This window comes from Pseudomonas sp. DC3200b2 (assembly GCF_049895785.1).
In the GTDB taxonomy this organism is placed as follows: domain Bacteria; phylum Pseudomonadota; class Gammaproteobacteria; order Pseudomonadales; family Pseudomonadaceae; genus Aquipseudomonas; species Aquipseudomonas massiliensis.
On sequence record NZ_JAFCTA010000001.1, the window covers coordinates 1028412 to 1045481 of the forward strand.

A 17070-nucleotide genomic window follows, 5' to 3' on the forward strand; every position below is an offset into this window, starting at 1 on the left:
ATATTCCCCGGCGCCCGCGACAGGCCCTGCAGTCCTACCTGGACGGGCTGTTGCAAGAGGCCACCGAGGAAGCTGTGGTCGCTGAGCCGGACATGAGCCTTCCGTCGGCGCCCGTGCTTGCGTCGGAGGCGCCGCAGCCCTTGCCCGAATCGCCAGTGCTGGATGAGTTCCAGGCCGCAGTGCTCGAGGAGCAGATTCGTGACGCCCGGCGGCCCACGCCCTCGCCAGCGAACGCGGCGGCCATGGAGCCTCGCCGTGCCACGCGGCCCGTGGCCGAGGTGGAGACTCTGCCTCGGTTCGATGAGCCCAGTCGCTGGGCTGGCCCCTCGCTTTTGCCGCAGGTCTCGGCCGCCGTTCTGGCCGAGGCGCTGGCGCCCGTACCGGTAGCCGTGCCAACGGAGCCTGTGCCACCGGCGCCCCTGGAACTGCCGGAACAGCCCCGGGCCGAGGCGGCGTCGCCCAAGGCTGCTCCCGCGGAGCCTGTTCAAGCGCCCCGCGGCCAAGGCGCAAGCATGGCCGGAGGCACCGGCACGCCAGTAGAGCAGGGCCGACCTGCCTGGGCCGACGAGCCTTTCGAATGCCTGCTGTTCGATGTGGCCGGCCTGACCCTGGCGGTACCTCTGGTGTGCCTGGGGTCGATCTACCCCTTGGCGGGACAGGAACTGACACCCTTGTTCGGCCAGCCCGAGTGGTTTCTCGGGCTGCTGCCCAGCCACAGTGGCAACCTCAAGGTCCTGGATACCGCCCGTTGGGTCATGCCCGATCGCTATCGGGACGATTTCCAGCAAGGGCTGCAATACGTTATCTCGGTGCAAGGCTATGAGTGGGGGCTGGCCGTGCACTCGGTGAGCCGTTCTCTGCGCCTTGAACCGGGCGAAATCAAATGGCGGCTGCAGCGGGGTCAGCGCCCGTGGCTGGCGGGCACGGTGATCGAGCACATGTGCGCGCTGCTGGATGTGGCGCAGTTGGCTGAAATGATTGCCAGCGGCGCGGTCAAACGACAGGAAGCCGAGGCTCGGGCCAAAGCCGCGGCCGAAGCGAAGGCGCAATCCCAAGCCAGGACCAAGAACAGGCCTGGACATAAACGATAGGTCCCGGGGCAACGGCTCAGGGTAGGTACAATAGACCGCAGCGGCGGGAGCGAGGGGTGAAGGTATGAAGAAAACGTCCGGTCAGGGTTCCGAGGATCCGATCCTGCAATGGGTCACCTTCCGCCTGGATAACGAAACCTACGGCATCAATGTGATGCAGGTTCAGGAAGTGCTGCGCTACACGGAAATCGCCCCGGTGCCCGGTGCGCCGGCCTACGTGCTAGGGATCATCAACCTGCGCGGCAATGTGGTGACGGTGATCGACACTCGCCAGCGCTTCGGCCTGGCGTCCAGCGATGTCACCGACAATACCCGTATCGTGATCATCGAGGCCGACAAGCAGGTGGTCGGTATTCTGGTGGACAGCGTGGCCGAGGTGGTCTACCTGCGCCAATCCGAAGTGGAAACCGCGCCCAACGTGGGGAATGAGGAATCGGCCAAGTTCATCCAGGGCGTGTGCAACAAGAACGGCGAGTTGCTCATTCTGGTCGAATTGGACAAGATGATGTCCGAAGAAGAGTGGTCTGAGCTGGAGAATATCTGAGTTGATCCTCGAAGCCGCCGTCATCGTCCTGGCCATCCTGTGGGCCGGGTCGGTGGCGCTGTTCATTTCCTATACCCGCAACCAGCAACGTATCGCCGCCGAACAGGCCGCTGGCGACGCGGTGCGCGACCAGCGCATCCGCGAGCTGGCCAAGCGCCTCGACGACTACCAGAACGGCACCGTGCGCATGGGCGAGGCCATCCACGAACTGCGCGCGGTGGTCGCGCCTCTGCCGGACAAGCTGCTCCAGCTCGAACAGCGAGACCCGGAGACGCTTTCTTTCGCCCAGGCCGCCAAGTTGGTGCACATGGGCGCCAGCATCGACGAACTCACTCAGGCCTGCGGATTGACACAGGCCGAGGCGGAGTTGATGAGCAAGTTGCATGGAGGGTGAAAACGGCTAATGAAGGGCTAGGGGTCTATAGAGTCCGGCTTGATGGGCGGTGACTGGTAGCTTCGAATTTGATTGGCAATATTCATGGCCATAGCCGTTCAACCTCAGGTTCGAGGCTGGAATACGTGCCGTCGGTAAAAGGGCCATTTGTTATCAGTGCCAAGCACTTGGGGCTTTCTTAGGCCAGCCGATGTCGGCGCAGGCCTGGAATAATCGAAGTGCCTGGCTTTGTGATGGGCATGCTTATAATAGCTGAGTCCAGACCAGCCCGTGGTCTCGCCAGAATAGGCCACCACCGGCCTCCTGAAATGCGTCGCGAGCTGTTGTGCGACTGCTGGAGTATTTTCCGCAGCGTCGGCGCCGAAACAACTGATCAGCTCTACCTTATTTGAACGTTCAAGCATTTTCCTGGCCTGAGGGTTTTCCATAATGGTGTTCGCCAGCCGCTCTGGGGTTAGCTCCATATTGTTGAAGGTGGTTTTTCCGATGTCGCCATGCGCGTCGACGAAAAAAGTCGTCTTTGACAAACCGACGGTTGATACGTCATCAAAGAAAAGCACCTCTGCGCGCGGCCGCGCGAACGACTGAAGGGTTCGCTTGAATCCCCTGAGCCTAGCTAATACATGCTGGAAAAATAATCCGGAGGGGTCCGTCCTATTTACCGGGTCGGCGCCGCAATAGATATATGGGTTCAAACCACCCTCGCCATAAGGGCTTAATACGTCCGGCCGGTTGAAGCGCATGAGCAATGGTGCATACACGCGGTAGCCATGCCCAGATTGGTACAGGCCGGAGTGCTCTTGGAAGGCTCCGCAAAAACCCATCGCCTGCTGGCCTGAAGCGCGATAGCCGAAAGGGGTGTAATGGATGAAATAGCGAGGCCCTGAGGCTTTAGTCGCCAGGGCGGAGCCGGCGAGGTCGGTGGCCAGGAGTCGAGTTCCGACAGAGCGGTGTAATGGCCTAGGCCTCTCAAGCCTTATGTCGCTCAATATGTGGCTACCCCATCTGAATGTTTCACGGGATCATTTAACGCCATTCGCAGTGCTGGCTTAAGCTGACAGACTGATAGGTTTTTCAGTGATCGCCCCGCTTCCAGTGGACCGCAATGTCGAAAGGGTCGGTCGCTCCGCCGCTGCGCATGCGTGGGCGAAGCGATTGACGTGCCGCGCGGTGGCCGCGCCCTGAGAACCACGATGGCCATCCTCTTTCGCCCACGGGGCGCCTTCGGTTGGTTTAGTTACGCCATTTCCTGGGACACGATCCAGGCTATCGGCGCGCTGCTGATTCAACGGCCTCTTCATAGCTCGGGGGCAGGGGGTAGGGGGGAGGTGGATCCATGCTCCGAGCAACCAGGCTATCGATTGAACCTGTCGAGCGAATGCTGGAAGTGCTGAATCTGCGGGCATTGGACATATCATCGTTGATCCCTCGTCCCAATCGGAATTGCCTCAGCTCTTCTAGGTCATTGGCATCGAGAGCACCACGTCGTGTAGGGCGAGTAACGGGAAGCCGTTCTACCGAGGATGCGCTTGATCTTCCGCTCCGTAGCGATTCGGAGCGGCTCAGGGGAGGGATTCGGGAAGAGCTGTATGCATCCGGCGGTACGATGATCAAGTCTCGCGTTGTCCAGGCCGGGGTCTTTTCTAGGACGGCAGCTCTCACCTCGCTGACAGGGGTAAGGTCCATGTGATGTCTAACGCGTTGAAGGACGACAGCCGGGTGTCTAGGTTGCCTACGTGCCGGCATCGTCCATTCACGTATCCTGGATAGCGCTCGGTTAAGCCAAGAACGACCGCTGGGATCGATCCTGTTCACCGGTTCGCCGCCGGTGTAAGCATAACCATTGATACCCCCTGCAACGAAAGGGCTTAGGCTGTCCCAAGCTATGAAGCGATACAGCGTAGGCGAGTAATGGCGGTGCCCGTTACCTAGGAAATAGCCGTTGGTAATCGCTTCCTTCATTTGGCCGTTATATCCAACTCGCTGAGCTGAAGAGCGTCCAAACGGTGTGTAGTTGATGCGCTTGGCGGTAGCTGCAGCCAGCACGAGATAAGGCGAGTTTGTCGCGTCCGCTCCTATCAAGCCAAACGCGGAACTGGAAAGTAGACTGTCATTCATGCGCTGTGGTCCTCCAAACTATATACACCTTTATGCCCTCCTTTCTATTGCTTTAAAAGCTGACATTCAGTGAGGTTGAGAACGCGCTGAATTATCCATATCCGTGCGATGGAGCGTATAGTGACCCGGAGTTGCTCATGTCAGAGTGAGAGTCACCACTAGCCCAGAGCTTCAATATCTCGTTTATATGGGCGTAACGTCCCGCTCACCCGGCGGATTGATATCCACTCCCACCGGAATCTTCCCTTGCAAGTACCAGGCAAACGCAATGATCTCTGCAATCGTCAGGTACAGTTCCCGGGGAATGCTGTCACCCAATTCCAGTTGGCCAAGCATCTTCACAAGCTCGGCGTTTTCATAGATAGGTACTTCATGGGCCTTGGCGATGGCGATGATGGCGTCGGCCAGTTCGTCGTCGCCCTTGCCGGAAAGGGTAGGGGCCTGGATGCCATCGTAGCTCAGGGCGATGGCCTGGCGGGGGTAGCGTTGACTCATGCGGTTTCATCCACCCAGCGTTGTTGGAGACGAGTGCGATTGCCCTGGGGAGGGCGGCCGCTGTGGCAGTCCAGTTCGCCGACATTCAGCCCTGCCGCCTGGAGCCGTTCGCGAAACCAGGGTAGCTCCTGGCGGACCACGGCCACGGTCGCGGGCTGTTCCGCCCAGACCTGGCTGGACAGGTTGCTGTTGAACAGCTGCGCCTGCACATGCAATGGGCCCAGGCGCGGAAGGTCGAAAGCCAGGTCCAGGCGCCACAGCTTGCGCGGCGGCAGGCGGTTGCCGTCGGCGTCCCGCTCCACCTCAGCGTCACGCTCTTCGGGCCCGTCCTGAGCCTGCATGCGCACTTGCATTGGAACGATATCATTGAGCACCCGCAGCGGAATTTCCATTTGCCAGTTATGAACCGGGGTGCCCTGAGCATGCCCCGGATTCTGCTCGAGGGCTGCGAGCTGATGGGTCTGCACCCGCGACAGCGCGGCCGAGGCCAGGCGCAGCAGCGATTGCAGTTCACCCTCATGAGCGCCCTTGGTCAGGGCGCGCTCGCTCAGGGGAAAACCGGGCGCTTCCTGGGAACGTGGCCCTATCTGGCCTAGTACGCCTAGGGCATTGCGAACGAAACCGGGCGCCGTGGCCAGCATGGTGGCCAGGGTCGCCGGGTTTGGCGCGCTTCCCGCCGCCCCCTGGCTGGGCAGGTTCGGCAAGATGGTCGCCACCAGGCGCAGCAGCGAACCCTTGAGGTCCAGCTCGGGCGTTTCCAGGCTACCAGTCAGCAGCCCGGATTCCAGGAATATGCCGCTATGGTTAAGCACCCGGGCCACGGCCTCGGGGCTGTCCAGCTCGGTGATGCCAGGCGCCAGGGCAAGCAACGCCGAGGCGGCCTCTCGCACGGTCGGTGGCAGGCTGGTGGCGCCTTGGTTGGTCTGGATCAGGCTCAACAGGCTCTGCAGCGATGCCTGGCGGCTCGCCTGGGTGGTGATCTGTTGCGCGACGGCCAGTTGGTCCAGCTGGCCGCCCAATTGCACCAGCCCCAGGGCCTGGCTACCCTGCACCTGAGCGCTGAGCAGGCTGCCCAGGCGCAGAGGCTGCGGGCTGTCGATGGTCAGCGTCTGCCCAGCCAGGGCGGTATTGAGCAAGGTAACCATGGCGCGGTAGCCACCCCCGTTGTCGCTGCTTAACGGCACGGAGGTGACGACCTTGCCTTGCACCAGGGTACCTACGGGCAGTTGCTGGGTGTCCAGCGTGGTCAGGCCCGTGCGTGGTGCTCCGGCCAGGCTCACAGCCAGTTGCTCGGAAAGCATTCGGGTGACCAGCAAAGGGGTGCCGATGGCCAGCGGCTGCGTGCCGCCCACTTGCACTGTCGCCTGGCGCCCGCTGTCCAGGGTGACCTGCAGCAGCATCTGGAACTGGCCCGGCAGCTGTTTGATGGACAGTACTTCGGCCTTGGCGCTTTGCCCCGGTTCGAGCAAGCCATCCACCGACTGCAACAGTTTGAGCAGTTCGGCGCTGGCCGCGGCGGAGCGGGTGGCGGCAGCCAGATTGGCGGCCGCGGCCACGGCGCTGATTTCGTTGGTCATTAGACTCGCGCTCAAGGTGCCAAAGGCGGCACGGTCCTTACCGGGCCTCCCTGTGTATAATTCCCGGCCACCCAGGCAGCGGTGGCGAGGTCGTGATTGCTATCGCTATCGGCCTTGGCAGGGGAGACTTGAACCGAGCGGCCAGCCCATGGAGAACACAAGGTGTCGGTACATCTGCAAGGCCACGCCCTGGTGTGCGAGCGTGATGAGCGAATGCTCTTCGACGGCCTGGAGCTGAGTGTCAGCAGTGGTGAAATGCTCAAGGTCACGGGAGCCAACGGCGCGGGTAAAACGTCGTTGCTGCGAGTGCTGGCCGGCCTGATGACGCCCACTGCCGGCCAGGTACGCTTCAATGGTCAGCCCTTGCCGCGAGCGCTACCGGACCTGGCTGGCCATCTGCTGTGGCTGGGGCACGCGCCGGCGTTGAAGCTGAGCCTCACACCGTCGGAGAATCTGAGTTGGCTATGCGCCCTGGGCATGCCGGCGGACCGGATTGCCATCAACGCCGCCCTTGCCACCGTAGGCTTGGCCGGTTATGAAGATCAGCCCTGCCAGCGGCTATCAGCCGGCCAGCGTCGGCGCGTGGCGTTGGCCCGGCTATATCTGGCGCCAGCGCCACTGTGGCTGCTGGACGAGCCTTTTACCGCGCTGGACGCCGCCTCGGTGGCTGCCCTTGAGGCACACCTGCAGGGCCATTGCGAAGGGGGAGGGGCGGTGGTGCTGACCTCTCACCACGAGTTGAGCCGTATGCCGGCCCGTTATCGTGAGCTGCGCCTGGGCGTTGAGACGTCGGCTTCATGAATCGCTGGGCCGTCGCCGTGTATAATCGCCGGCCGCCGTTTCGAAGGTGCCTCGTGACGCTCCGATCGACAGGCCTGGCTCCAGGCCGCCGCTGCCCCTGCTGGATGCAATCTCGCTGATGAAGGCTATCGGCCTGGTGGTCTTCGCCCGTCTCTTGCGCAGGGAAGGGCAACTGCTGGCCAGACGCCCGTCGGCGCTGGCGCATCCTCTAGTGTTCTTCGCCGTGGTCGCCACGCTCTTTCCATTGGCGCTGGGCGCGGACCCGGCCCTGCTGCGGCAGATGGCACCTGGGCTGGTATGGGTAGCGGCGGTACTGGCAGTGCTGTTGTCCCTCGAGGGTGTTTTTCGCGAGGATTTCGAAGACGGCTCCCTGGAACAGTGGTCCCTGAGCCGCCACGGCATGCTTCCCGCGGTGCTGGCCAAGCTCTTCGCCCACTGGGCATTGTCCGGGCTGGCCCTGGTCGTGCTCGCGCCGCTGCTGGGCCTGATGCTTGGGCTACCGTCCCACAGCCTGCCTACCCTGGTGGCCAGCCTGCTGCTCGGTACGCCCGTGCTTACCCTGCTCGGCGCGATCGGCGCGGCCCTGACGGTCAGCCTGCGCCGTGGTGGCCTGCTGCTGGCCTTGCTGGTACTGCCTTTATATATTCCGGTGCTCATCCTGGGCAGCGGCGCCTTGCGCGCTGCTCTGGAAGGGTTGCCGGTGGCCGGGTTCCTGCTGTGGCTGGGCAGCCTGGCGGCGGCGACCCTCAGCCTGGGGCCCTTGGCCGTAGTGGCTGGGCTGCGTATCAGCCTGAACGAATGATCAAGCATGAGAGTGAATCGCGTATGAGCTGGGCCTGGTTTCATCGGCTGGCATCACCGCCACGCTTCTATGCCCTGGCGGGTCGTTGCCTGCCCTGGCTGGGCGGCCTGGCGGCGCTGTTGCTGCTGGTTGGCATTGTCTGGGGCCTGGCCTTCGCCCCGCCGGACTATCAGCAAGGCGATAGCGTTCGGATTCTGTACATCCATGTGCCCGCGGCCATGCTGGCGCAGTCCTGCTACCTGCTGCTGGCCGTGGCTGGGGTCGTCTCGCTGGTCTGGAAGCTCAAGCTGGCGGACCTGGCCCTGCATTGCGCTGCGCCCATCGGCGCCTCGATGACAGCCCTGGCCCTGATTACCGGTTCCATCTGGGGCAAGCCTACCTGGGGGACCTGGTGGGTCTGGGATGCGCGCCTGACTTCCATGCTGATCCTCCTGTTTCTCTACGCAGGCGTCATCGCCTTGGGGCAGGCCCTCAATAACCGGGAAAGCGCCGCCAAGGCCTGTGCAGTGCTGGCGGTGGTCGGTGTGGTAAACCTGCCGATCATCAAGTATTCCGTGGTCTGGTGGAGCACCCTTCACCAGGGCGCGACCTTTACCCTAGGCGCGCGTCCGGCCATGCCGGCTGAAATGTGGGCGCCGCTGGCACTGACGGTGCCAGGCTTCTATTGCTTCTTCGGTTTCGTGTTGCTGCTGCGGATGCGCCACGAACTGCTGGCTCGCGAAGGACGCAGTCAGTGGGCCCGGGCCGCGTTGCAAACGGCCTTGGCCAGGGAGGACGCGCGGTGAGTTTCAGCAGTCTGGGCGATTTTCTCGCCATGGGGCGTCACGGCGCCTATGTGTGGTCGGCCTATGGCGTGGGCCTCGGCGTGTTGGCGTGGAACCTGGTCGCGCCCTGGCGGGCACGCCGTCGCCTGCTCCTCGAAGCCGCTCGTCGGGCACGCCGGGAGCTGGCATGAATAAGGTGCGCAAAAAACGCCTGCTGCTGATGCTGGCATTGCTGGCCGGCCTGGGCCTCGCCGCCGCCTTGGCACTGAGCGCGCTGCGGCAGAATATCAACCTGTTCTACACACCCACTCAGATCGCCAGCGGCGAGGCGCCTCAGGGTGCGCGCATCCGGGCCGGTGGCATGGTGGAGCGCGGCTCGCTGCGTCGTAGCCAGGACAGCCTGGAGGTCAGTTTCGTGGTTACCGACTTCAATCGCTCGGTGACTATCCAGTATCATGGCATCTTGCCAGACCTGTTTAGGGAAGGACAGGGCATAGTCGCCCTGGGCGTGCTCGACGCCCAGGGAGTGGTCCGGGCTGATGAGGTCCTGGCCAAGCACGATGAAACCTATATGCCACCAGAAGTGAACAAAGCCTTGAAAGCGAGCGGTCGCCTGGGAGCCAACCCATGACGCCCGAATTGGGCCAGCTGGCCTTGGCGCTGGCCTTCTGCCTGGCGCTGGTGCAGGGCACCCTGCCTCTGCTCGGGGCCTGGCGAGCGGTGCCCGCCTGGATGGCCCTGGCGCGGCCAGCGGCCTGGGGGCAGTTCGCCTTCCTGTCGTTCGCCTTCGCCTGCCTGGCCCAGGCGTTTGTGCATAATGATTTTTCCGTGGCCTACGTGGCCCAGAATTCCAATACCGCTTTGCCCTGGTACTACAAGTTCAGTGCGGTCTGGGGCGCCCATGAGGGCTCGCTGCTGCTCTGGGCACTGATACTGGCGGGCTGGACCTTCGCGGTATCGGTGTGTTCGCGGCAACTGCCGGCCGACGTGCTGGCCCGGGTATTGGGCGTGATGGGGCTGATCAGCAGCGGCTTTCTGTTGTTCCTGCTGGCGACCTCGAATCCCTTCGCCCGCATTCTGCCGCAAGTGCCCTTGGAAGGGCGCGACCTCAATCCCTTGCTCCAGGACTTTGGCCTGATTGTCCATCCGCCCATGCTCTACATGGGGTACGTTGGCTTCTGCGTGGCCTTTGCCTTCGCCATCGCCGCCTTGCTGGGCGGCCGCCTGGATGCCGCCTGGGCGCGTTGGTCGCGGCCCTGGACCCTGGTGGCCTGGAGCTTCCTTGGCGTCGGCATCAGCCTGGGCTCCTGGTGGGCCTACTATGAGCTGGGCTGGGGCGGCTGGTGGTTCTGGGACCCGGTCGAAAACGCCTCCTTCATGCCCTGGCTGGTCGGCACAGCGCTGTTGCATTCGCTGTCGGTGACCGAGCAGCGAGGCGTGTTCAAGAGCTGGACGGTACTGCTGGCCATCGCAGCGTTTTCCCTGAGCCTGCTGGGCACCTTCCTGGTTCGCTCCGGCGTACTGACGTCAGTCCATGCATTTGCCTCCGACCCGACGCGTGGGGTATTCATCCTGGCGTTCCTGCTGCTGGTCATAGGTGGTTCGCTGACGCTGTTCGCCTTGCGCGCTCCTGTGGTACGCAGCCAGGTCGGCTGGTCCTGGGCATCCCGGGAAGCACTGCTGCTGGCCAATAACCTTCTTCTGGTCACCGCGGCCGCTACCATCCTGCTGGGCACTCTGTACCCCTTGCTACTGGACGCATTGACCGGAGCGCGTCTGTCTGTGGGGCCGCCCTATTTCAACATGCTGTTCGTGCCGCTCATGGGGCTGCTGCTGCTGACCCTGGGCGCCGGCGTGCTTATGCGCTGGAAAGCGACGCCCGGCGCCTGGCTGCTGCGCATGCTCGCCCCTGTGGTCCTCGCCAGTGTGGTGCTGTGCCTGCTCTTCGCCATCTTTGGCGGGTATCAGGGCTGGCCCCTGGCAACGGTTACCGGGCTGGCCCTCTGGGTTGTATTCACCGGTTTGCGGGACCTGGCCGACAAGCTACGTCACCAGGGTGTGTCAGGGCTATGGCGGTTGCGTCGAAGTTACTGGGGCATGCAACTGGCCCATCTGGGCCTGGCGGTGGCGGCGGTGGGGGTGGTGTTCGCCACCCAGCTCAACGCCGCCCGGGATCTGCGCATGGCGCCCAACGATAGCGCCGAGGTGGGAGGCTACACCTTTATCTTCCGTGGTACCCAGACCATGCGCGGGCCCAACTACAAGGGCGACCGTGCCATCGTAGAGGTGAGCCGCAACGGGCATACCGAAAGCGTATTGCACCCGGAAAAGCGCCTGTACAGCGCCCAGGGCTCGGTGATGACCGAAGCGGCCATCGACCCTGGCTTCTTCGCCGACCTCTATGTGGCCCTGGGGGAACCCCTTCCCGACGGCGCCTGGGCCGTGCGCTTGCAGGTCAAGCCCTTCGTTCGCTGGATCTGGCTTGGCGGGCTGCTTACGGCGCTGGGCGGGCTTCTGGCCGCCAGCGATAGGCGCTACCGTAGCCGCGCGCGCGAGCGTAGCGGGTCAACGGTCGGCAAGCCCGCGCGGGAGGCTTCATGAAACGCCTCTGGCTCGCTGTCCCGCTATTGTTGTTCCTAGGCCTGGGCATGGTCCTCTATCGCGGCCTCTACCTGGACCCGGCCACCTTGCCGTCGGCGCTGATCGGCCAGCCCTTCCCGGCCTTCCAGCTGAGCAGCGTGGAGGACGGCCGCCCCCTGCGCCGCGATGCCTTGCTCGGTAGGCCGGCCCTGGTCAATGTCTGGGGTACCTGGTGCGTGGCCTGCCGGGAGGAACACCCCACCCTGATCCGGCTGGCGGCCGCTGGCGTGGTCATTCATGGTATCGACTACAAGGACGATGGCGCGGCGGCCAAGGCTTGGCTGCGCAGCCTGGGCGACCCTTACCAGACGAATATCAGTGACCCCCAGGGCTCCCTCGGCCTGGACCTTGGTGTGTATGGCGCGCCGGAAACCTTTCTGATCGATGCCCAGGGTGTGATCCGCTATAAGCATGTGGGGATTCTCGACGAGCAGGTGTGGCGCAATGAGCTGGCGCCGCGCTACCAGGCGCTGTTGACGGGAGAGCAACCATGAGACCAGGCGTCTGGGCACTGTGGGCCGCTCTGCTGAGCCCTGGCCTGGCCGAGGCGGCCATCGACACCTATGGCTTCGCCGACGAAGCGCAGAGGGCGCGCTTTAGCGTCCTGACCCAGGAATTGCGCTGCCCCAAATGCCAGAACCAGGACCTCGCCGATTCCAATGCGCCCATTGCCGCGGACCTGCGTCGGGAAATCCACCGGCTCCTCCTGCAAGGCCAGTCGGACGCCCAGATCGTCGACTACCTGGTAGCGCGCTATGGGGAATACGTGCGCTACAAGCCGCAGTTCGAGGCGCGCACCTGGCTGTTATGGCTAGGGCCGGTGGGCTTCTTGCTTGGCGCGGGAGGGCTGGCCTGGGCGCTCCTGCGCCAGCGCTCCCCCAGCCAGGTACCAGTCGCGCTCAGCGAGGATGAGAAAGCGCGGCTGAACCAATTGCTCAAGGGTGATGAGGATGCTTGATTTTTGGGTCAGCGCCCTGGTCTTGGCTTCGATCGCCGCAGCCTTCCTGCTGCTGCCTCTGCGGCGGCCGCCGGGGCAGCACGGTGATACCCGCGCTCGGGTCAACGTGAGCCTCTACCACGAGCGCCTGGCCCTGTTGGACGCCGAGCGCGAGGCGGGGCGCCTGAGCCAGGCCGATTGGGAGTCGGCCCAGGCAGAGATGGCCAGGGCTCTGCTGGCCGAGGCCCCTAACGAGCCAGGCCCACAGCAGCCGGGCGTCAGAACGGGGCGGTGGACGGTCTGGGGTGTTGCCCTGGCGGTGCCGCTGGTGGCTTTCGGGTTATATCTGCACTTCGGCGCCCTGGAGCGGCTCAGCCTCAGCCGTGAGCTCGCCACCCCCGCGGCTTCGCCGGCCGAGCAACTGACGCGCCTGGAGCGCGTCGTGCAGGCCCAGCCCGATGCGCCGGATGGCCTGTACCTCTTGGCCCGGACCTACATGAGTCAGAACCGAGCCGCTGAGGCCGTGCCCTTGTTCGCCCGGGCGGCCGAGTTGGCCGGGCGACCGCCAGAGTTGCTCGGGCAGTGGGCACAGGCGATGTATTTCGCCGCCGGGCGCCAGTGGTCCGGCCAGATCCAGGCTCTGGTGGATCAAGCACTGCAGCGCAACCCCGCCGAAGGTACCAGCCTCGGCCTGTTGGGCATCGCCGCGTTCGAAGGCAAACATTGGGCGGCGGCCATCGGCTACTGGCAACGCCTCCAGGCCTCCCTGGCGCCTGCGGATCCGGCCCGCGCCGCGCTACAGACGGGCATTGACCGGGCCCGGGCGGAGTTACTCACCGCCGGTGGCAAGGAGGCGTCGGCTTCAGGGCTGCATGTTCAAGTCGCCCTGGCCCCGGCGGTCGCGGCCCGGGTAGCGCCCACTGACACGGTGTTCGTATTCGCCCGGGCCGCCTCCGGCCCACCGATGCCCTTGGCGGTCAGGCGCCTTCGCGTGGCGGACTTGCCCGCGCGCCTTGCCCTCAGTGACGCGGACGCCATGCAGCCTGGGTTGAAACTATCCGGTTTCAGGGATGTCCAAGTGATGGCACGCGTCAGTCGTTCCGGCCAGCCTACCCAAGGCGAATGGTCCGGCATTGGCGCGCCCGTGCCTGGCGCGCCGGACGCCTATACCTTGACCATCGATACCGCGGAACCTTGAGCATGCCCCACTCCCTGACCGTCACTTCCCGCCTGATGCTGCTGACCATGGCATTGGGCCTGGGCGCCTGTACGGTCCAGCGGCCCGTCAGTGAACCTGTGCCGGAGCCCTTGCCGCCTATCCAGACGGCACCGGCCAGCAAACCACCGGCCAGCAAGCCGACGCCACCGGCGCCAGCCCAACGCCCGGCGCCCCGCACATCCGCCAGCTTCGCCCCGCCACCGAGCGGGCCCAGCCATTGGGATCAAGGCCTGGGTGTCTATGTGTTGGATGACCAGCCTGGTGTGTATTACCGGCAGCGTACCTACTACCGCTGGAACAATGGCTGGAGCTGGGCCACCAGCCCCGCCGGCCCGTGGGAAGCCACCGATAGCAGCGGCGTGCCGCCCGGATTGGGGCGGCGGCATCCGTAGGCGGGTCCGAATTGCCCGCGGGCAGGCACATAGAGTTGGAGCCTGCCCCTAGGATCCGCCAGACAACCAGCCGAGCACGTCCTCGGTAAAAAGCGCGACACCGTGGCCATTAAGGTGGTCGACGTCTTTGTAATAGGACTGGTCGTCACCGATCAGGCACGCCTGCCGGTCGCAGAGGCGACCATCCAGGCTGAGCAGTCGCAGGTTTCCTTGGGCCTGTTGCTGTTGGAACAGGCTACGCGTGAACCCTTGCAACCGTTCGTGTTCGGCCAGCGGGATGGATAGGGCGCGTATGGCTTGTCGTTTGGCTTCGGCGCTGGCCTGTGCTTCATGAGCGAGCCGGTAATACAGGTACTTGGGGTTGGCCAGTTGTTGCGGCGCCTGTGCCACGACATCCACCCTGACACCCAGTTCTTGGTATGCGGCCAGGGTGCGAGACAGAGCCGCGCTGAAGGATTGGCGGGACAGGACCTGGCTGTGGCCTGGCTGTTGCGCAGTGACCAGGAAATATCGAGTCATGCGATCCTGGCCGTAGCCGCCGCTGGTATAAAGCGACCAGCGGGCGATCAGGACAACGTGCCTGACCCCATGCTCCCGTACATACGCCAGCTGCCGCTCGGCCAAGGCGGCACATGCCCCGGGCCCGTAGTTTCCCACGGCTACGTCCACGCCCAGCAGGGGAGGGCAGCCGCCCACGCCCAGGTGGGCGATGCTCAGCCCCGCGCGCCTGCCGGCTTCATCAAAGGCCGGTAGCATGGCCTCGGAATGGCTATCGCCGAACACCGCCACGTCCGTGTGTCCGGCTAGGGCAGGCGCGCCGAAGTGGCAGGGTCCGATCCCCCAGCCGTCGCCACGATAGTCCCGGTCACAGGCGGCTCGCACGGTAGGGTCTTCGAAGGCATGAAGCAGTTCGGCGTCCTCGCCTGGGCGGGCGAACCCCTGAGTGAGAAAGCCGCTGAGGCCCAGCGCCATGAACAGCGCTGAAGCCAGGGCCGCGCCGGTGAATACCTGGCGCTGGGCGAAGCGGCCGGGTTGCCGAAAGGGGCGCTCCACAAAGCGCCAACTGGCCCAGGCCACCACCAGTGAAAGCGCGGCTACCGCCAGCATCTGTTCGAGCGAGGGGGGCAGCAGGCTGCGATGACGAGCGAAGGCCAGCAAAGGCTGATGCCAGAGATAGGCGCTGTAGCTGATCAGGCCGATGCCCACCAATGGCCGAGTGGCGAGCAGCCTGCCGACCAGGGTCCCTGGCCCGGCGAACAGGATCAGCAAGGCAGCGCCCAGGGCAGGTACCGCCGCATGCAGGCCGGGAAAGGGCGTGCTTCGGTCAAAGGTGAAAATCGCTGCCATGAGCAATCCCAAGCCCAGCGCGGCCAGGGCTTGCTGCCGAACCCCAGTGCCTTGGGCATGACCAGGCCGGCCGCGGGCATACAGGGCCAGCAGCGAACCCAGCAGCAGCTCCCAGGCTCGCCCAGGCAGCAGGAAAAAGGCCGCGCTGCTGGCCTCCCGGGCCCCGAGCTCAGCCCAGGCCAGGCTAAGCAAAGCTATCGCGGCCAGGCTCAGCCAGCGCATGCCGGTACCGAGGCGCCAGGTCAGCAACAGCCATAGCGGAATCAGCAGGTAGTACTGTTCCTCCACGCCCAAGGTCCAGGTATGGATAAGGGGCTTGAGGTCCGCTTCCCCATCGAAGTAACCGCTTTCCAGCCAGAACAGCAGGTTCGAGGAAAACAGTGGTACCGCTACCAGGCTTTTGGCGAAGCCCTTCATGTCCAGCGGGTCCAGCCAGAGCCAGGCCATGGGCAGGCAAGCCAGCATCATGACGCTCAGTGCTGGCAGGATGCGCCTGGCACGACGCTCATAGAAGCGCAGCAGGGAGAATTCCCCGCGGCTCAATTCCGCCAGCAGGATGCCGGTGATGAGATAGCCCGAGATGACGAAGAAAACATCCACGCCAACGAAGCCGCCGCTCAGGAGGGGGACGCCAGCGTGATAGAGAATGACCGGAAGGACGGCGAGGGCGCGTAGGCCATCGACCTCTGGCCGGTAAGGCACAGCGGGTGAGTGAGCGAGTGTCATAGGGAGGCCCCGAAAAGGGTCGGCAAGGCGCGCGCGCTACCGCAAGGCCTCGGCAAGAGGCCTTGGGCAACGACGCGCAAGGGATGATTTACAACTTAATGGGCGCGGAGCGGGAATTCAAGCGGGCCGCGCGGTTACTGCTGATAGATCTGATCGAACACGCCGCCGTCGGCGAAGTGGGTTTTCTGCACGCTGCGCCAGCCGCCAAAGGTTTTCTCCACGGAGAGAAAATCCACCTTGGGGAAACGGTCGGCATACTGGGCCAGGATGGCCGGGTCACGTGGACGCAGGTAATTGTTGGCGGCGATGGTCTGCCCTTCGCTGGACCACAGGTATTTCAGGTAATCCGTGGCCAGGGCGCCGGTGCCTTTCTTTTCGACCACCGTCCGCACCACCGCTACCGGTGGCTCGGCTTCAGCCGACACGCTGGGGTACACCACCTCGAACTGGTCGCGACCGAACTCCCGGGCGATCATCTCCGCTTCGTTCTCGAAGGTCACCAGCACGTCGCCGATCTGATTGGTCATGAACGTGGTGGTCGCGGCCCGGCCGCCGGTGTCCAGCACAGGCGCCTGCTTGAACAGCTTGCCAACGAAGGCTTTGGCCTTGGTGTCGTCGCCGCCGTTCTTGAGTACGTAGGCCCAGGCGGAAAGGTAGGTGTAGCGGCCGTTGCCGGAGGTCTTGGGATTGGGCACCACCACCTGAACGCCGTCCTTGAGCAGGTCCGGCCAGTCCTTCAACTGCTTGGGGTTGCCCTTGCGCACGATGAATACCGTGGCCGAGGTGAAGGGCGCGCTGTTGTTCGGCAGCAGGGTTACCCAATTGTCAGGCACCAGCTTGCCGTTGTCCGCCAGGGCATTGATGTCGGTGGCCATGTTCATGGTGATCACATCGGCCGGCAGGCCGTCGATCACCGCCCGCGCCTGTTTGCTCGAACCGCCGAATGACATTTGCACCGCAACGGCCTCGTTGTGCTCGGCCTGCCAATGCTTCTGGAACGCGGCGTTATAGTCCTTGTAGAAGTCGCGCATCACGTCGTAGGAAACATTCAGCAAGGTAGGGGCCGCGCTGGCGGCGCTGGCCAGCAGCGCCCCCGCACAGAAGAGCGAGGCTGCAAGCAGTTTACGCATGAGGCTGTCCTTAGGAGCTATAGGGATTCGGGCACCGCGACTATAACCAACCCATGGAGCACTCGAAAGCACCAAAGCGCCTGAGCTTATGCC

Annotated in this window: 19 protein-coding genes; 13 read left to right on the forward strand and 6 right to left on the reverse strand. The window is 64.2% G+C overall.

What is annotated here, in order from left to right; genetic code table 11:
* The first annotated feature begins 92 nt into the window (after nucleotides 1–92).
* From ACP691_RS04945 to ACP691_RS04955, 3 genes are all read left to right on the forward strand, one after another.
* Nucleotides 93–1091 carry a chemotaxis protein CheW gene (locus tag ACP691_RS04945; protein WP_426153008.1) on the forward strand — a complete coding sequence of 333 codons (999 nt, stop codon included), beginning with the start codon at nucleotides 93–95 and terminating at the stop codon, nucleotides 1089–1091.
* A gap of 64 nt (nucleotides 1092–1155) precedes the next feature.
* A complete protein-coding gene (locus ACP691_RS04950; protein WP_040262344.1) occupies nucleotides 1156–1635 on the forward strand; it encodes a chemotaxis protein CheW in 480 nt (159 codons plus the stop codon).
* 1 nt (nucleotide 1636) lies between these two features.
* Complete coding sequence (locus ACP691_RS04955) at nucleotides 1637–2029, forward strand: DUF2802 domain-containing protein (protein ID WP_040262345.1); 393 nt, start codon at nucleotides 1637–1639, stop codon at nucleotides 2027–2029.
* Between the two features lie 104 nt (nucleotides 2030–2133).
* Here ACP691_RS04955 and ACP691_RS04960 read toward each other — a convergent pair whose 3' ends face one another.
* The 4 genes from ACP691_RS04960 to ACP691_RS04975 all read right to left on the reverse strand — a co-directional run bounded on the left by ACP691_RS04960 (nucleotide 2134) and on the right by ACP691_RS04975 (nucleotide 6219).
* Nucleotides 2134–3018: an RHS repeat-associated core domain-containing protein gene (locus ACP691_RS04960; protein ID WP_426152717.1), complete on the reverse strand. Its 885-nt coding sequence runs from the start codon at nucleotides 3016–3018 to the stop codon at nucleotides 2134–2136.
* Between the two features lie 277 nt (nucleotides 3019–3295).
* Complete coding sequence (locus ACP691_RS04965; protein WP_426152719.1) at nucleotides 3296–4147, reverse strand: RHS repeat-associated core domain-containing protein; 852 nt, start codon at nucleotides 4145–4147, stop codon at nucleotides 3296–3298.
* A 183-nt stretch (nucleotides 4148–4330) separates the two neighbouring features.
* Nucleotides 4331–4642, reverse strand: coding sequence for an EscU/YscU/HrcU family type III secretion system export apparatus switch protein (locus tag ACP691_RS04970; RefSeq protein WP_426152721.1), 312 nt, complete (start codon nucleotides 4640–4642; stop codon nucleotides 4331–4333).
* Complete coding sequence (locus ACP691_RS04975; protein WP_426152723.1) at nucleotides 4639–6219, reverse strand: flagellar hook-length control protein FliK; 1581 nt, start codon at nucleotides 6217–6219, stop codon at nucleotides 4639–4641. The genes ACP691_RS04970 and ACP691_RS04975 overlap by 4 nt, the downstream gene beginning before the upstream one ends.
* A 162-nt stretch (nucleotides 6220–6381) precedes the next feature.
* Here ACP691_RS04975 and ccmA point away from each other — a divergent pair, with 162 nt between their 5' ends.
* The 10 genes from ccmA (at nucleotide 6382) to ACP691_RS05025 (ending at nucleotide 13774) form a co-directional block, all read left to right on the forward strand.
* Nucleotides 6382–7020 (forward strand): cytochrome c biogenesis heme-transporting ATPase CcmA, encoded by a 639-nt coding sequence (gene ccmA, locus ACP691_RS04980; protein ID WP_426152725.1) that lies wholly within the window; start codon nucleotides 6382–6384, stop codon nucleotides 7018–7020.
* A 118-nt stretch (nucleotides 7021–7138) separates the two neighbouring features.
* Entirely contained in the window at nucleotides 7139–7822 is a 684-nt protein-coding gene (gene ccmB / locus ACP691_RS04985; RefSeq protein WP_426152727.1) for a heme exporter protein CcmB, read from the forward strand.
* Between the two features lie 23 nt (nucleotides 7823–7845).
* Nucleotides 7846–8607, forward strand: coding sequence for a heme ABC transporter permease (locus ACP691_RS04990; RefSeq protein ID WP_426152729.1), 762 nt, complete (start codon nucleotides 7846–7848; stop codon nucleotides 8605–8607).
* Nucleotides 8604–8777 (forward strand): heme exporter protein CcmD, encoded by a 174-nt coding sequence (ccmD, locus tag ACP691_RS04995; protein WP_426152731.1) that lies wholly within the window; start codon nucleotides 8604–8606, stop codon nucleotides 8775–8777. Before ACP691_RS04990 ends, ccmD begins: the two co-directional genes overlap by 4 nt.
* Complete coding sequence (gene ccmE / locus ACP691_RS05000) at nucleotides 8774–9217, forward strand: cytochrome c maturation protein CcmE (protein ID WP_426152733.1); 444 nt, start codon at nucleotides 8774–8776, stop codon at nucleotides 9215–9217. Before ccmD ends, ccmE begins: the two co-directional genes overlap by 4 nt.
* On the forward strand, nucleotides 9214–11187 hold the full coding sequence (locus ACP691_RS05005; protein WP_426152735.1) for a heme lyase CcmF/NrfE family subunit: 1974 nt from the start codon (nucleotides 9214–9216) through the stop codon (nucleotides 11185–11187). The genes ccmE and ACP691_RS05005 overlap by 4 nt, the downstream gene beginning before the upstream one ends.
* Complete coding sequence (locus tag ACP691_RS05010; RefSeq protein ID WP_426152737.1) at nucleotides 11184–11720, forward strand: DsbE family thiol:disulfide interchange protein; 537 nt, start codon at nucleotides 11184–11186, stop codon at nucleotides 11718–11720. Before ACP691_RS05005 ends, ACP691_RS05010 begins: the two co-directional genes overlap by 4 nt.
* Nucleotides 11717–12184 carry a cytochrome c-type biogenesis protein gene (locus ACP691_RS05015; RefSeq protein WP_426152739.1) on the forward strand — a complete coding sequence of 156 codons (468 nt, stop codon included), beginning with the start codon at nucleotides 11717–11719 and terminating at the stop codon, nucleotides 12182–12184. The genes ACP691_RS05010 and ACP691_RS05015 overlap by 4 nt, the downstream gene beginning before the upstream one ends.
* A complete protein-coding gene (gene ccmI / locus ACP691_RS05020) occupies nucleotides 12177–13361 on the forward strand; it encodes a c-type cytochrome biogenesis protein CcmI (RefSeq protein ID WP_426152741.1) in 1185 nt (394 codons plus the stop codon). The genes ACP691_RS05015 and ccmI overlap by 8 nt, the downstream gene beginning before the upstream one ends.
* Nucleotides 13362–13375: 14 nt before the next feature.
* On the forward strand, nucleotides 13376–13774 hold the full coding sequence (locus ACP691_RS05025; protein ID WP_426153010.1) for a hypothetical protein: 399 nt from the start codon (nucleotides 13376–13378) through the stop codon (nucleotides 13772–13774).
* 48 nt (nucleotides 13775–13822) lie between these two features.
* Here the strand turns inward: ACP691_RS05025 and ACP691_RS05030 are convergent, their stop codons facing one another.
* The gene (locus tag ACP691_RS05030; protein WP_426152743.1) at nucleotides 13823–15847 is read right to left on the reverse strand and encodes an acyltransferase family protein; all 2025 of its coding nucleotides are present in this window, start codon (nucleotides 15845–15847) and stop codon (nucleotides 13823–13825) included.
* A 134-nt stretch (nucleotides 15848–15981) separates the two neighbouring features.
* Nucleotides 15982–16977, reverse strand: coding sequence for a sulfate ABC transporter substrate-binding protein (locus ACP691_RS05035; protein WP_426152745.1), 996 nt, complete (start codon nucleotides 16975–16977; stop codon nucleotides 15982–15984).
* Between the last annotated feature and the right edge of the window lie 93 nt (nucleotides 16978–17070).